Origin of the sequence: Sphingomicrobium clamense (genome assembly GCF_019264355.1) — a bacterium.
In the GTDB taxonomy this organism is placed as follows: domain Bacteria; phylum Pseudomonadota; class Alphaproteobacteria; order Sphingomonadales; family Sphingomonadaceae; genus Sphingomicrobium; species Sphingomicrobium clamense.
The window spans coordinates 1,279,300-1,293,388 of the sequence record NZ_JAHVAH010000001.1 but is presented as its reverse complement, the minus strand read 5'-3'; the positions used below and the strand labels follow the sequence as shown (position 1 = coordinate 1,293,388).

The window sequence follows — 14,089 nt, the reverse complement described above, 5'->3', positions numbered from 1 at the left end:
ATTTGCCGCGCCCCCTAACCCCGTCGGGACGGCAGCGCAAGCCTCACGCCTTTTGCGTCCAGCGCCCTTCTTCGCGCGCCCAGTAGTGCCGCTCGACCTCGTCGCTGCCCTTGAGCGACTTCCAGGCCTCGCGCGCTGCATCAAGATGGTCTTCGTCGAACAGGAAAAAGGCCCGGTCGAAGCTCAATGCGGTCGGTCGCCACTTCCCATCGATGATCGCGATATTGCGCGCGCGATTGGCCGCGACGTCGCGCGTCGAGAGCAGGATGGGCTGGTGCTGGTCGTCCGCCCCGCCTTCACGCCCGTGGGCGAGAAAGCCCGGCTCGTCCCAGAGTTGCCGGTCGATGGCAGCGAGCGCCTTTTCATCTTCGCTGACGACGAGCAGCCGTCCACCATCGTCGAGCAGCTTGGCCGCGAGTTTTGCAAGGATCGAGGCGGGTGGATCGCCGGCCAGTTGGTAGAAATCCACCCGCATCGGAGGTCGTCCCTAGCCTTCGACTTCGTCGGCGATATATTCGTCGAGCAGGCGCACGCCATAGCCGGTCGCGCCCTTGCCGAAGGTTGTCTTGTCCTTGTCGGACCAAGCCATGCCGGCAATGTCGAGATGCGCCCACGGCGTGTCGTTCTCAACGAAACGCTGGAGATATTGCGCCGCCGTGATCGAACCGGCCTCGCGCGGGCCGATATTCTTCATGTCGGCAATGGGGCTGTCGATCAGTCGGTCATAGGCGTCCGACAAGGGCTGGCGCCAGAGCAGGTCGCCCGTCTCCTTGCCCGCCTCGAGCAGCTTGTCGGCGAGATCGTCATTGTTAGAGAAGATGCCGGCATGCTCGTGACCGAAAGTGATGACCATCGCTCCGGTCAGTGTCGCGAGATCGATCATCGCAGCCGGGTTCAGCTTTTCCTGCGTCCAGGTGATCGCGTCGCACAAGACGAGGCGACCTTCGGCGTCGGTATTGAGCACTTCGACCGTCTGACCGCTCATCGTCTTGAGCACGTCGCCCGGGCGGATCGCATTGCCGTCGGGCATGTTCTCGACCAGGCCGCACACGCCGATAACGTTGGCCTTGGCCTTGCGCTGCGCCATCGTGTGCATCGCACCCGCGACCGCACCGGCACCGCCCATGTCCCACTTCATCATGTCCATGCCGGGTCCGGGCTTCAACGATATGCCGCCCGTGTCGAAGGTCACGCCCTTGCCGATGAACACGGTGGGCTTTTCGCCCTTCTTGCCGCCCATCCATTTCATCACGAGCAGCTTGGGTTCTTTCACCGAGCCCTGCGCAACGCCCAGCAGCGCGCCCATGCCGAGCTTTTCCATCTCTTTCTGGCCAAGGACTTCGATCTCGAGGCCGTTGCCCTTGTTCCACTTCTTGACCCGGTCGACGAAGGTGGCGGGGTAGATGACGTTGGGCGGCTCGGTGACCAGTTCGCGGGTTAGGCAGGTGCCTTCGTAGACCGCCTTGTAACGGTCGTTCCACAGCTTCTCCGCGCCCTTGGCGGCACCGACGATGGTGACCTTCTTGAGCGTGATCTTCTGTTTGTCCTTCATCTTGGTGCGATGCTCGTCGAAGCGCCATGCGCGCATCGCCACGCCCAGTGCCGCACGCGCCGCTCCCTCGGCGTCGAACTCGGCATCCGACAGGTCGATCACGGCATGGTTCTCACCCGAGATCATCAAGCGTGCCGCCACGCGCGCACCGGCGGCTTCGGCGTCGATCGCCTTGCCGTCGCCACGTCCGACGACCAGCAGGCGGCGCCCGTCTTCGCCCGCGAGATAAGTCTCTGCAGCCGTTCCCTTCTTCCCCTCAAAACGCTGGCGCTCGAGCGCCTTGCGCGCGGCCGCCGCATCCCCCGTTAGGCTGTCGAGCCGCTTGCAATCGGGGCCGTCGGCCGGAAGCACGAGGGCATAATCCCCTTCGGGACGGGACGAAGCGAACTTAATCTTCATGGAAACACCTTTTTGAATTGGCGTGAATAGGTCGTGGGGCTTCTTAAGGCCCTCTCATGTGAAAATGCAAAGGCGGATTGCCCCACTGGGTCCATACTGCCATAGGCTGGGCCGGTGAGAGGGACGATGCGAGCAAGGGTTTTCCTTATGGCGGGGGTCGCGCTAAGCGCGGCATGGGCCGCCCCTGCGCTGGCGCAGGACGCGGTCGTCCTGGACCAGCCTGCAGACCCAGACGCCGCCATCGAATTCAGCGCCGACGTGATCGAATATCAGGCGGAAGACGAAATCGTCACCGCCCGCGGGCAGGTACGCATGAACCGCGACGGATACTGGTTGGCGGCCGACGAGGTCAGCTGGAACCGCAAGACCGGGATCGTCGTCGCCACCGGCAACGTGGTTGCCCTCGGTCCGGTCGGCGACCGCATCATGGGTGACCGCGTCGAGCTGGACGAGGACCTCGCCACCGGTGCGATCGACAATCTGCTCGTCGCGTTGGAAAGCGGTGGCCGGATTGCCGCACGGAGCGCCAACCGCGTCGACGGCGACCTTGTACTCAGGGACGCGATCTATTCGCCTTGTGGCACGGTGGGGCCAGGCGGCTGTTCCAAACCCTCCAGCTGGCGCATTACCGCCGCACGCATCGTTCGCGACGACGAGACCGGCTCGATCCGCTTCGAGGGCGGGCAGCTGCACATCTTTAAGCTTTCGGTACCGCTCTTCCCGGCCTTCAAGGTGGGCGATCCGACCCAGCTGGGCGGTGCGACGGGGGCACTCGTCCCCGACATTTCGATCAGCGGCATTAACGGGGTCGAGCTGGCATTTCCCTACTATTGGCGGATCGCGGAAAATCGCGATTTCACCATCACGCCGCACGTCTATACCGAAGCCTTGCCCGCCATCGAGGGCCGATACAGGCATCTGGGCGAAAGCGGGGCGTGGCAGGCCGGCGCCTTCCTGACCTACGGCGACATCGACAATCCCGATCCCGATGCGCCCAACAAGATGCTGTCCGAAGACATTCGCGGCTATTTTGAAGGCAATGGCCGCTTCCAGCACGATCCGTGGTGGCGCACGACTGCCAACTTCCGCGTCGCGACCGATAAGACCGTCACCCGCCGCTACGATATTACCCGCGACGATCGGCTCCGGAACTTCATCCGCACCGAGCGGATCGGCGAAGACAGCTATGTCTCGATCGCCGGCTGGGCATTCCAGGGGCTGCGCGTCAACGATGTGCAGGAAGAGATCCCGATCGCCCTGCCCGCGATCGACGCGCGCCTCCGTCTAGACGATCCAATCGCGGGCGGCCGTGTCGAGCTCCAGGCGAACAGCCTCGCCATCCTGAGGATCGACGGACAGGATACGCAGCGTGCCTTCGCCTCGGCGCGCTGGGATCGGCGCATGCTGACCTCGATGGGGCAGGAAATCACCTTTACCGCCTATGGGCGCGGCGACGTCTACCACACGAACGATTCCGCCCTGACCGACACCGTCATCTACCGCGGAGAGGATGGCTGGCACACGCGCGCCATCGTTGCGGGTGCGGTCGATCTGCGCATGCCGCTGATCGGCGAAGGTTTCGGCGGCACACAGCGGCTCGTCCCGCGGATCCAGCTAGTGGTGACGCCCGACACCGAGAACCTCAAGATCCCCAACGAGGATGCGCGTGCCATCGACCTCGAGGACAGCAACCTGTTCGCTCTCAACCGCTTCCCCGGATATGACCGCTGGGAGGATGGCAGTCGCATCACCTACGGGCTCGAATATCTGCTCGACCGTCCGAACATGTCGATTCGGACCAATATCGGTCAGAGCTATCGACTGACCCGCGCGCCCGACATCTTGCCCGACGGTACCGGGCTGACCGACAAGTGGTCCGACTTCGTTGGCCGCACGCGCCTTCGTTTCGGGCGCATGATCGACTTCACCCACCGCTTCCGGCTGGACAAGGACAACCTCGCGATCCGGCGCAACGAGCTCGATCTCGTCTTCGGGACGACCGAGACCTATGCGCAGATCGGCTATTTGCGCCTCGATCGCGACATCGACACGACGATCGAAGATTTGCGCGACAAAGAAGAGCTGCGTGTCGCGGCGCGAATCAAGTTCTCGCGCTATTATTCGATCTTCGGGGCGACCGTTCTCGACCTCACGTCGACCGATGAAGACCCGCTTTCCCTGGCCGACGGGTTCGAGCCGGCGCGGCACCGTATCGGCATTCTCTACGAAGATGACTCGATCGAGCTTGGCGCGAGCTGGAAGCGCGACTATGAGCAGATTGGCGACTTCCGGAAGGGGTCGACATTCTCCATCCAATTCTCGTTGAAGGGGTTGGGCCGCTAAGCCGCCGTTCAGGCTGCGATATGCTACAAAAAGCCGAATGATTCGAATGACAAGGACCATGTTGCCGATGAACTGGAAGAACGCCCTCCTCGCCACCGCCACCGCCGCGATGGCCGTCACCGCCGCCCCTGCGGCCATGACGCAGGACGCCGCCCAGGCGCAGCGCCCCGTGTTCGATATCCCCGACACCATCACGATCTTCGGCCGCGAAATCCCGCCGGTGGTCAAAGCCACTGCGATCGTCAACGGCGCGGTGATCACGCAGACCGACATCAATGAGCGGATGAACTTCATGCTGGTCGCGTCGGGCCAGCAAATCCCGCCCGAGCAGGTCGCCGACATGCGCCAGCAGGTGCTCGCCAACCTCATCGACGAGACGTTGCAGATCCAGGCTGCCGCCGCGGAAGAGATCAATATCTCGGACGAGGAAGTTGCGCGCACCCTTGCAGCCGTCGCCGAAGATTCGGGCCGTACGGTCGAAGAGCTTGCGGCGCTGCTCGAGCAGAATGGCGCGTCGCTCGAAACGATGCGCCAGCAAATTCGTGGCGAGATCGCCTGGTCGCGCCTGCAGCAGTACAAGATCGAGAATTTCGTGTCGGTCGACGATGACGAAGTCCGCGCTGTCCTGGCGAAGCTTGAAGCGTCCAAGGGGACGACCGAATATCGCGTTGGCGAGATCTTCCTGTCGGCGACCCCCGCCAACGACCAGCAGGTTCGCGAAAATGCGCTGCGTGTGCTCGACCTGATCCGTCAGGGTGCAAGCTTCGTTGCGGTCGCGCGTCAGTATAGCGAGGCGAGCCACGCGGCCGTCGGCGGCGATCTCGGTTGGATCCGGCCCGAACAGCTGCCTGCCGAACTGGCGCAGGCACTCCCGCAAATCCAGCTTGGCTCGGTCTCGGTCCCGATCAAGATCCCGGGCGGCTATTCGATCCTCGCGGTCCAGGACCGTCGCACGATCCTCACCGCCGATCCGCGCGATGCGCAGCTGTCGCTCAAGCAGGTCGCCATCCCGCTGCAGCAGGGGATCTCGGTCGAGGCCGCCAACGCCATCGTCGATCGGTTTGCCGAGGCCGCGACCAATCTTGGCGGATGTGGCGGCGCGGAGAAGCTTGCGAGCGACTTTGGAGGCCAGGTTCTGAGCCGTGACGACGTCTCGATGCGCGAACTTCCGCCCGAACTGCAGCAGATGATGATCCCGATGCAGGTCGGCCAGGCCACGCGTCCGTTCGGATCGCTTGAGGAAGGCGTGCGCGTGCTCGTCCTGTGCGGCCGCGAGGAAGCGACGCCCGGCCTGCCCAGCTTCGCCGAAGTGCAGCAGCAGAAGCGGGCCGAGCGGATCAACTCGCGTGCGCGCCGCTATCTTCGCGACCTGCGCCGCGATGCCGTGATCGACTATCGCTAAATCGCGACGATGACGGCGACCCGGCCCATTGCGGTTTCGCTGGGCGATCCTGCCGGGATCGGTCCTGAGGTCATCGCGAAATGCTGGGCGGGAAGGCACGAGCTCGACCTTCCCGCCTTCGTCGCGATTGGCGATCCCAGGTCGGTCGAAGCCGTCTGGGATGGACCGATCGCGGTCGTGGACAGTCCGGAAAACGGGTTCGAGCGCTTCGACGAAGGGTTGCCGGTCATCCCGATCCGTTCGGGCGGCGAAATCACGCCCGGGCAGCCTGACGGGGCCGGCGCGCATTGCGCCTATGACAGTCTGGAGATGGCGGTCGGACTTACCCGCGAAGGTGCCGCCGCCGCCGTCGTCACCGGGCCCGTCAGCAAGAAGCAGCTGTACGAGATCGGCTTCACACACCCAGGGCAGACCGAGTTCGTTGCCGAACGCTGCGGCGTGTCAAAGTCGAACGTTGCCATGATGCTGGCCGGACCGAGCCTTCGCGCGGTGCCCGTAACGACGCACATTCCCCTCTCCGAAGCCAGTGAGGCACTAACCGTCGACCTCGTCGCCTCGCGCGGTCGCGCCGCGCTTCGCGGCCTGATCCGCAATTTCGGGATCGAGAAGCCGCGCCTCGCAGTGACCGGGCTCAACCCGCATGCCGGAGAGAATGGCGCGCTCGGCACCGAGGAAATCGAGATCATCGGGCCTGCGATCGACCAGCTGCGCGACGAAGGCTGGGACGTAGTGGGCCCCCTTCCCGCCGACACGATGTTTCACGACCGTGCCCGCGCCAAATATGACGCCGCGCTGGCCATGTACCACGACCAGGCGCTTATCCCGCTCAAGGCGCTGCACTTCGACGAGGGCGTGAACATCACGCTCGGCCTTCCGATCGTGCGCACCAGCCCCGATCATGGCACCGCTTTCGACATTGCGGGCACCGATCAGGCGGAACCGACGGCAATGGCCGCAGCGCTGATTTGCGCGCGCGATGCCGCCAACTGCCGCAAGGCACTCGCCCAGGCCGGGCGCACGGGCATGGCCATCGGCAAGTGAGCGGGCCCGAGCCGCTTCGCGAGGTCATCGCCCGGCACGGGCTGAGCGCTTCCAAGGCGCTGGGCCAGAATTTCATTCTCGATCGCCAGCTTCTCGCAAGGATCGCGGCAATTCCCGAGTTGGAAGAGGGCGACGTCGCCTATGAAGTCGGCCCTGGCCCCGGCGGCCTTACCCGTGCGATCCTCGATCGCGGAGTCTCACTCACGTCGGTCGAAATGGACCGCCGATGCGTGCCGGTTCTGGAAGAACTGAAGTCCGAATTTCCGGGTCAGTTCGACTATATCGAGGGCGACGCGATGGCGATCGACGAGCCCAAACTGCTGAACGCGCCCGCCCATATCATCGCCAACCTGCCCTATAATGTCGGGACGGCGCTGCTGACCCGATGGCTCGACAGCGAGGAATGGCCACCATTCTGGAAGAGCCTGACACTGATGTTCCAGAAGGAGGTCGCGGAGCGGATCGTCGCCAGTCCAGGCGACAAGGCTTACGGGCGGCTGGCGGTCCTGGCGCAGTGGCGCTCGACGCCAAAGATTGCGATGACGCTGTCGCGTTCGGCCTTCGTCCCGCCACCCAAGGTCGCTTCGGCCGTCGTCCACGTCACGCCCAATCCCGATCCGCCCGCGGGCGTAACGCCACAAGCCATCTCCAAGGTCACCGCAGCCGCGTTCGGCCAACGGCGAAAGATGTTGCGACAGTCTCTCAAGAGCCTGCCTCAAGCGCTTGAAGCACTTAAAAGTCTAGAAATCGAAGAGACGCGTCGCGCCGAGACGGTTTCAGTCGATGAATTCGTCGCGCTCGCGCGCGCAATCGCCTAGTTGGCGCGTTCGCCCGTCGCAGGCGCTGCTGCTGCCAGCGAGATCCGCTCATCGCTTGCCGTCAGTTGGGCACAGCCCGTCGGACACAGCTTGGCGAGCTTCGCGCGGTTGGCCTTGGCGCGTTCGATCGCGCCCATCGCCACCAGCGCTTCGGTCTGCACCGCCAACGCGTCGCGGTCGGTCGGCTCGAGCTTCAAAGCCTTGCGCGTCATGGCGACCGCCTGTCCGTAGAGCTCCTGCTCGATCGCCACGCGGCCCATGGCAACGAACGCCGCCCGGTTGGCGGGATCCGCGACAAGCGCAGCTTCGAACGCGTCGTCGGCCGCGTCGAGATTGCCGGCTTCAAGCGCGGCCTTGCCCTGCTCAACCAGCGCGATCGATGCCGGATCGATTGCCCGTTCCTGCGCCACGCCGGGCACCGCAAGGGTGGAAGCGAACAGGCCGAGGGCCAAAGCGAGGGGTGTCGTGCGCATCAAAATCTCCGTTGCTGACCTGTCGGCTAGCATGAACGCCGCAGCCTTGCGACGAAAAACCCGTCTGTCCCGTCATGGCCGGGGGTGAGCAAGCGCCCCTGCCCCGCCTTGCGACCGACATCGGGAAGCGCATCTTCGCTCACGAAATCTGAATGGCGGCTGAGGAAAGCGTCGATGCGGTCGGCGCCCTCTCGCGTGAGGATGGAGCAGGTCGCGAAGACGAGCCGTCCGCCGGGTGACACGCAGGGCGCAGCGAGATCGAGCACGCGGTCCTGCAATTCAGTCAACTTATCGAGCCGTTCGGGCGTCAGGCGCCACCGACCCTCGGGATTGCGCCGCCACGTTCCCGAACCGCTGCACGGCGCATCGACCAGCACGAGATCGCACTGCCCGTGCAAATCCATCAACCCTTCAAGTTCGCGCGGCGGATCGAGCAGCAAGGCTTCAATCTCCGCCCCCGCCCGCTCGGCACGCGGCGCGAATTGAGAAAGGCGCTGCCGGTTGACGTCGGAAGCGATGATCCTTGCCCCCGGCGCCATCGCGGCCAGCGCCAGCGATTTGCCCCCTGCCCCTGCGCACAGGTCGAGCACCGTCTCGCCATCGGCGGGCGCGCAGGCCAACGCGACCAATTGACTCCCCTCGTCCTGCACCTCGACCACGCCCGAGCGATAGGCGGGATGGTCGTCAATCCGCGTGTCGGGCTCGAGCCGCAGGCCCCAGGGACTATGCGACGTAAGCGCCGCGCCCAGCGCGTCCGCAAGCGCCTCACGATCGCCCTTGATCGCATGGACGCGCAGATCGAGCGGCGCGCGTTCGAGAAGAGCGTCACGTTCGCCCAACAGGGGTGAAAGCTGGCTTTCGATCCATGCCGGCACATATGAAGCGATTGCAGGCGCCTCGCCCTCGCCCACGACAGAAGGGCCATGCGGACTACCGTCGAAGAGGTCCGGTCCGACCAGCGCCAGCATCGCCGAGCGCCCGTTCTCGGGCCGCTCGCCCAGCATGCGGATCGCGGCAAACACATGTTCGCGAACGGCGCGCCGGTCCTTCGAGCCCGCGTAGCGCCGCGTGCGGAAATAGTCGCGCACTAGCTGGTCGGCGGGCGGACCGTTGTCGCGCGCGGACGCGATCACTGCATCGAGGATCTCGATAGCGGCCTGAACGCGGGCAGCGGGAGTCATGACGAACCCCTAACGCGTCGGATAGTTGGGCGCCTCGCGCGTGATCGAGACGTCGTGGACGTGGCTTTCGGAGAGCCCGGCGTTGGTGATGCGCACGAAGCGCGCACGCTGCTTGAGCTCTTCGATGGTGGTCGACCCGGTATAGCCCATCGCCGCCTTCACGCCGCCGACCAGCTGGTGGACGATATCGCGCGCTGGCCCCTTGTACGGCACCTGCCCCTCGATCCCCTCGGGCACCAGCTTCATCTGGTCCGAGACATCCTGCTGGAAATAGCGGTCGGCGCTGCCGCGGCTCATTGCCCCGACGCTGCCCATGCCGCGATAGGCCTTGTAGGCGCGCCCCTGGTACAGGAACGTCTCTCCCGGCGCTTCTTCGGTGCCCGCAAGCAGCGAGCCGACCATGACGCTCGATGCGCCGCCGGCCAGCGCCTTGGCGATGTCACCCGAGGTGCGGATGCCCCCGTCGGCGATCACCGGAATGCCGTGCTTGTCGGCGGCTTCGGATGCCTGCATGACCGCAGTCAGCTGCGGCACGCCGACACCCGCGATAACGCGCGTGGTGCAAATCGAGCCGGGGCCGATACCGACCTTGATCCCGTCCGCGCCCGAGCCGATGAGCGCTTCCGCGGCCTCGCCGGTCGCCACGTTGCCGGCAATGACCTGAACGCTTTCGCGCAATTTCTTGAGCCGCTCGACCGCAGCGCCGACATCCTTGTTGTGGCCATGGGCGGTGTCGATCACTACGCAGTCGACGCCAGCATCGATTAAAGCCTCGGCACGCGCGAAGCCCTTGTCCCCAACGGTCGAGGCCGCAGCGACGCGCAAGCGGCCGCCCTCGTCTTTGGTCGCGTTGGGGCTGGCGACGCTTTTCTCGATGTCCTTGACCGTGATCAGTCCGACCAGCATCCCGTCGCGATCGGTGACGAGCAGCTTCTCGATCCGCCGCTGGTGCAGGATCTTGCGCGCCTCTTCCTGACCCGTCCCGACGGACACGGTGGCAAGATTGTCCGAGGTCATCAGTTCCGAAATGGGCTGCTGCGCATTGTCGGCGAAGCGAACGTCGCGATTGGTCAGGATGCCAACCAGCTTGCCCGAGCCATCGACGATCGGAATGCCCGAAATCTTGTTGGCCTTCATCGTCTCGAGCGCTTCGGCGAGCGTCTGCTCGGGACGCATCGTGATCGGCTCGACCACCATGCCGCTTTCGAACCGCTTGACCGCGCGAACTGCGGCAGCCTGCTCCTTCACCTTCATGTTGCGATGGAGCACGCCGATCCCGCCCATCTGCGCGAGCGCGATCGCCATGTCGGCCTCGGTGACCGTGTCCATCGCCGAGCTGAGCAGCGGGATGTTGAGCGAAATCGCGTTGGTCAGCCGGGTCGACGTGTCCGCCTGGCTGGGCAGGACAGAGGATTCGAGCGGTTGGAGGAGGACGTCGTCGAACGTCAGTCCGAGAGGAATATCGTGGGCCATCCCGCCCCTTGGCAGAAACGGCCCCGATTCGCCAAGCCCTTGGCTACTCCTCCGATTTTCCTTCAGGCAGCGCCGCTTTGTCCGCGAAGTGCTGCAAGAGCGCAAGGTTGAGGTTGGCATCGGCGACCGTCGCACCGAGGCGGACCTCGCTCATGTCGTCGCCCGGCTGGTGATAAGGTCCCTCGTCGACGTAGCGGTCGAAATTCTCCATATCGCCCCAATTGACCGACACGACATAGGCCGGGATGCCCGCCTGCACGAAGGCGTGGCCGTCCTGCCGGTTCGAATATTTCTGCGTGTCGTTGAGTGTGTATCCGTGGGGTTCGACCGCGGCCAGCACCTCCTCGTCCATCGCGAAGACCCCGCGCCCGATCACTGCGACGCGGTCGGTGTTGTCGGTAGTGGCGATGGTGTCGATGTTGAACAGCAGGTCGATATCCTGCGGCGGGTTTGCGGCCATGCCACGCGCACCCCACAGGCCCTTTTCCTCCATCGTGAAGCCGACAACGAGGATGTCGCGCAGATAGGGTCCGTCTTCGACCAGGTCATCGGCGAATGCCGTCATTGCGGCAAGGCCCGAGGCATTGTCGACCGCGCCGTTACAGATGCGGTCCTCGGCTCCCTCGGGGCGGCAAATGCCGTACCCGTCCCAGTGGCCACCCACTGCAATCGCGCCTAGCGACGGGTCGGTGCCGGGCAGTTTGCCGACGACGTTGAAATAGACGGACCGGCTCGGCGCACTGGCTGCGGCTTCGATGTCAGTCACGAGACCGGTGTCGACGGCGGAGAAGTCCTCGGTTGCTGCTGCCTCCGCCCATTGCGCGCCGTCGCTTCCGGCGTGTTGGGCGATGGCATCGACGAACGCATCATTGGCCACGCCGATTACCGCCCCGTCAGGCATGCCGCCGCCACCTCCCGACGTGCCCTCAAGCCGCGGCTGGCCGCCCGACATCTGGGCCACGATACCGTCGAAGGGCATTCCGGACGGGAGGATCGCGAGAACAGCATTAGCACCGGCGCCAAGAAGACCCATCGCACGGCCGAGCGGATTGTTGTTTGCCGGGCTGATCCCTTCGAAGGGGGCGGGTCCTGCCAGCATCGGGACGAGCTTGCCTGCTATATCGGGCAAAGGGGCGCCTTCGGGCGTGACCCCATAGCCGCCATAAACGATCGGGACATCCGACAAGGCGGTCGGTTCGCTGCCGCCCACGATTAGCGCGGAGCGGCCTGCCAGTTCGACAGGCTTGTCGCCGTCACGGGCGGCGACCGGACTCACCGTCGGTTTGCTGGAAACGAGTATGACCGGCTCGTACCACCCGCCATCGCGCGCGCCGCCGACCAAGCCGGCCTCGGCCCATTGGGTCGCGAGATAGTGTAGGGTTTTGCGGCCGCCCTCGGTGCCGGGTTCGCGACCTTCGAACTCGTCGCTGGCGAGCACTTCGAGCACTTCGCGGATTTCGGCTTCCTCGACCGGGTCGGCCCAGGCGGGCACCGCAATTACGGCACTGGCGGCCAGCAAGGCTGCGAACTTGGTCATGTCATTCTCCCTGTTGTTCAGCGCGCTCGATCAGCCGCCGGGCCGCCGCGACGTGCATCGCCTCGACCATTTCTCCCTCGAAATTGATAGCACCCACCCCGTCGGTCTCGCCGGACGCTTCGATCAAGCGGCGCGCGCGTTCGACATCCGCCTCGGCAGGCGCGAAGGCGGCTTTGCACGAAGCGATATGCTTGGGATGGATGATCGTCTTGCCGTCGAAGCCGAGCGCGTGGCTTTCGGCCGCTTCGGCGCGAAAGCCCTCGTCATCCTCGAGCCCGTTATAGACGCCGTCATAAGCCGCGATGCCGCAGGCGCGCGCTGCGAGCACGACCCGCTCGATGGCGTGGCGCATCCCTCCGCGCCCTGCCCCGACCGGCAGGCGCAGGTCGGCGGCAAGGTCGTTGGTGCCGACGATCAGGGCGGCGGCCACCCGTCCGATCTCGTCGGCAGCAAGCACGCCGCGTGCGGTTTCGATCATGGCTGCAACGGGCTGTTTCGCACGGCTCGCCACCGCATCGACCTGCTCGGCGCTGCCGACCAGCGGCACCACGAGAAAGTCCGCCGCCGAGGTGGAGAGCGCAGTAAGGTCTGCAGCATGCCAGCGCGTGCCCGGCGCGTTCATGCGAATGCCCACGGGCATCGACCAGTCCTGCGCGACGGCCGCGATCGCCGCCTCGCGCGCCTCGTCCTTGTCCTCGGTCTTCACCGCGTCTTCGAGGTCGAGAATGCACAGATCGGCATCGCTCGCGCGTGCCTTTTCGATCGCTCCCGGGCGTGACGCGGGGAGGAAAAGTGCCGCCGGACGGTCGAACAGCGCTGCACGATTGGCGCATTTTGCTTGTGTCACACCCTCTCCTTAGAACATCATGGTCCCATAAAGCTCACTCCCGGGGGAATGACTAGTCATGGAATACGTACTCGCCGCCATCGTTTTCTTCACGATCCTCTACGTCGTTTCGGCGATCAAGATCGTGCGACAGGGTTATCGCTACACGATCGAGCATTTCGGTCGTTTCACGCGGACCGCGACCCCCGGCTTCAACTTCGTTCCGCCAATCTTCTATCGCGTCGGTCACAAGATCAACATGATGGAGCAGGTCGTCGACATTCCCGGCCAGGAGATCATCACCAAGGACAATGCGATGGTGTCGGTCGACGGTGTGGTTTTCTTCCAGGTGCTCGACGCCTCGAAAGCCGCCTATGAAGTCGCCGACCTCTACAGCGCCATCATGGCGCTCTCGACCACCAACCTGCGTACCGTGATGGGTTCGATGGACCTCGACGAAACGCTGTCGAAGCGTGACGAAATCAACGCCCGCCTGCTCGCCGTGGTCGACAATGCGACCGAGGCCTGGGGCGTGAAAATCACCCGCGTCGAGCTGGCTGACATCCGTCCGCCCGCCGACATCGTCAACGCGATGACGCGCCAGATGAAGGCCGAGCGCGAAAAGCGCGCCGCGATCCTCGAGGCCGAAGGACATCGCGCATCGGAAATACTGCGTTCGGAAGGCCACAAGGCTTCTGCGATCCTCGAGGCCGAGGGTGAACGCGAATCCGCGTTCCGCGAAGCCGAGGCGCGCGAACGTCTTGCCGAAGCGGAGGCCAAGGCCACCGAGCTTGTCAGCAAGGCCATTGCCAAGGGCGATGCGCAGGCAATCAACTACTTCGTCGCCCAGAAATATGTCGAGGCGGTCGGCAAGTTCGCGACCTCGCCCAATGCCAAGACTATCCTCTTCCCGGTCGAAGCAACCCAGTTGATCGGCTCTCTCGGCGGCATTGGCGAGATCGCCAAGGAAGCGCTCGGCGACCATGTCGTGAAGGCGAGCGCGGTCGGCTCGTCGGTTCCGGGTACCAAGAAGGACTAAGCCGC

General features: G+C 64.8%; 12 protein-coding genes. 5 read left to right on the top strand and 7 right to left on the bottom strand.

Features of this window, described 5'->3' with window-relative positions; all coding sequences use genetic code 11:
- Positions 1-43: 43 nt before the first annotated feature.
- Both KTQ36_RS06700 and KTQ36_RS06695 read right to left on the bottom strand, forming a co-directional pair.
- Complete coding sequence (locus KTQ36_RS06700) at positions 44-475, bottom strand: DNA polymerase III subunit chi (protein ID WP_218632928.1); 432 nt, start codon at positions 473-475, stop codon at positions 44-46.
- Positions 476-487: 12 nt separating this feature from the next.
- The gene (locus KTQ36_RS06695) at positions 488-1,951 is read right to left on the bottom strand and encodes a leucyl aminopeptidase (protein ID WP_218632927.1); all 1,464 of its coding nucleotides are present in this window, start codon (positions 1,949-1,951) and stop codon (positions 488-490) included.
- 147 nt (positions 1,952-2,098) lie between these two features.
- On the opposite strand from KTQ36_RS06695, the gene KTQ36_RS06690 reads away from it, so the two are divergent.
- The 4 genes from KTQ36_RS06690 to rsmA all read left to right on the top strand — a co-directional run bounded on the left by KTQ36_RS06690 (position 2,099) and on the right by rsmA (position 7,555).
- Positions 2,099-4,294 (top strand): LPS-assembly protein LptD, encoded by a 2,196-nt coding sequence (locus tag KTQ36_RS06690; protein WP_255554404.1) that lies wholly within the window; start codon positions 2,099-2,101, stop codon positions 4,292-4,294.
- A gap of 67 nt (positions 4,295-4,361) precedes the next feature.
- Complete coding sequence (locus KTQ36_RS06685; protein WP_218632925.1) at positions 4,362-5,696, top strand: peptidylprolyl isomerase; 1,335 nt, start codon at positions 4,362-4,364, stop codon at positions 5,694-5,696.
- Between the two features lie 9 nt (positions 5,697-5,705).
- Positions 5,706-6,737: a 4-hydroxythreonine-4-phosphate dehydrogenase PdxA gene (gene pdxA / locus KTQ36_RS06680; protein WP_218632924.1), complete on the top strand. Its 1,032-nt coding sequence runs from the start codon at positions 5,706-5,708 to the stop codon at positions 6,735-6,737.
- Positions 6,734-7,555 (top strand): 16S rRNA (adenine(1518)-N(6)/adenine(1519)-N(6))-dimethyltransferase RsmA, encoded by an 822-nt coding sequence (rsmA, locus tag KTQ36_RS06675; RefSeq protein ID WP_218632923.1) that lies wholly within the window; start codon positions 6,734-6,736, stop codon positions 7,553-7,555. Before pdxA ends, rsmA begins: the two co-directional genes overlap by 4 nt.
- On the opposite strand, the gene KTQ36_RS06670 is transcribed toward rsmA, so the two are convergent.
- From KTQ36_RS06670 to KTQ36_RS06650, 5 genes are read right to left on the bottom strand one after another with little or no spacing between them, the layout of a single operon-like run.
- Positions 7,552-8,028 (bottom strand): hypothetical protein, encoded by a 477-nt coding sequence (locus KTQ36_RS06670; RefSeq protein ID WP_218632922.1) that lies wholly within the window; start codon positions 8,026-8,028, stop codon positions 7,552-7,554. The two genes, rsmA and KTQ36_RS06670, sit on opposite strands and share 4 nt — an antisense overlap.
- A 26-nt stretch (positions 8,029-8,054) precedes the next feature.
- A complete protein-coding gene (locus KTQ36_RS06665; protein WP_218632921.1) occupies positions 8,055-9,209 on the bottom strand; it encodes an RsmB/NOP family class I SAM-dependent RNA methyltransferase in 1,155 nt (384 codons plus the stop codon).
- Between the two features lie 9 nt (positions 9,210-9,218).
- Positions 9,219-10,682, bottom strand: a complete 1,464-nt coding sequence (gene guaB, locus KTQ36_RS06660; RefSeq protein WP_218632920.1) for an IMP dehydrogenase — start codon at positions 10,680-10,682, stop codon at positions 9,219-9,221.
- 43 nt (positions 10,683-10,725) lie between these two features.
- On the bottom strand, positions 10,726-12,219 hold the full coding sequence (locus tag KTQ36_RS06655) for a M28 family metallopeptidase (protein WP_218632919.1): 1,494 nt from the start codon (positions 12,217-12,219) through the stop codon (positions 10,726-10,728).
- A gap of 1 nt (position 12,220) precedes the next feature.
- Positions 12,221-13,066 carry an HpcH/HpaI aldolase/citrate lyase family protein gene (locus tag KTQ36_RS06650; protein ID WP_345777680.1) on the bottom strand — a complete coding sequence of 282 codons (846 nt, stop codon included), beginning with the start codon at positions 13,064-13,066 and terminating at the stop codon, positions 12,221-12,223.
- Positions 13,067-13,124: 58 nt separating this feature from the next.
- Between KTQ36_RS06650 and KTQ36_RS06645 the strand changes: the two genes are divergently transcribed.
- The gene (locus tag KTQ36_RS06645) at positions 13,125-14,084 is read left to right on the top strand and encodes an SPFH domain-containing protein (RefSeq protein WP_218632918.1); all 960 of its coding nucleotides are present in this window, start codon (positions 13,125-13,127) and stop codon (positions 14,082-14,084) included.
- Positions 14,085-14,089 lie beyond the last annotated feature (5 nt).

What these genes read in the sequence shown, in the direction of transcription:
- KTQ36_RS06665 (WP_218632921.1), bottom strand. Translation starts at nt 9,209, where the DNA reads ATGACTCCCGCTGCCCGCGTTCAGGCCGCTATCGAGATCCTCGATGCA.
- KTQ36_RS06655 (WP_218632919.1), bottom strand. Translation starts at nt 12,219, where the DNA reads ATGACCAAGTTCGCAGCCTTGCTGGCCGCCAGTGCCGTAATTGCGGTG.
- KTQ36_RS06700 (WP_218632928.1), bottom strand. Translation starts at nt 475, where the DNA reads ATGCGGGTGGATTTCTACCAACTGGCCGGCGATCCACCCGCCTCGATC.
- KTQ36_RS06690 (WP_255554404.1), top strand. Translation starts at nt 2,099, where the DNA reads ATGGCGGGGGTCGCGCTAAGCGCGGCATGGGCCGCCCCTGCGCTGGCG.
- KTQ36_RS06695 (WP_218632927.1), bottom strand. Translation starts at nt 1,951, where the DNA reads ATGAAGATTAAGTTCGCTTCGTCCCGTCCCGAAGGGGATTATGCCCTC.
- KTQ36_RS06645 (WP_218632918.1), top strand. Translation starts at nt 13,125, where the DNA reads ATGGAATACGTACTCGCCGCCATCGTTTTCTTCACGATCCTCTACGTC.
- pdxA (WP_218632924.1), top strand. Translation starts at nt 5,706, where the DNA reads ATGACGGCGACCCGGCCCATTGCGGTTTCGCTGGGCGATCCTGCCGGG.
- guaB (WP_218632920.1), bottom strand. Translation starts at nt 10,682, where the DNA reads ATGGCCCACGATATTCCTCTCGGACTGACGTTCGACGACGTCCTCCTC.
- KTQ36_RS06685 (WP_218632925.1), top strand. Translation starts at nt 4,362, where the DNA reads ATGAACTGGAAGAACGCCCTCCTCGCCACCGCCACCGCCGCGATGGCC.
- KTQ36_RS06670 (WP_218632922.1), bottom strand. Translation starts at nt 8,028, where the DNA reads ATGCGCACGACACCCCTCGCTTTGGCCCTCGGCCTGTTCGCTTCCACC.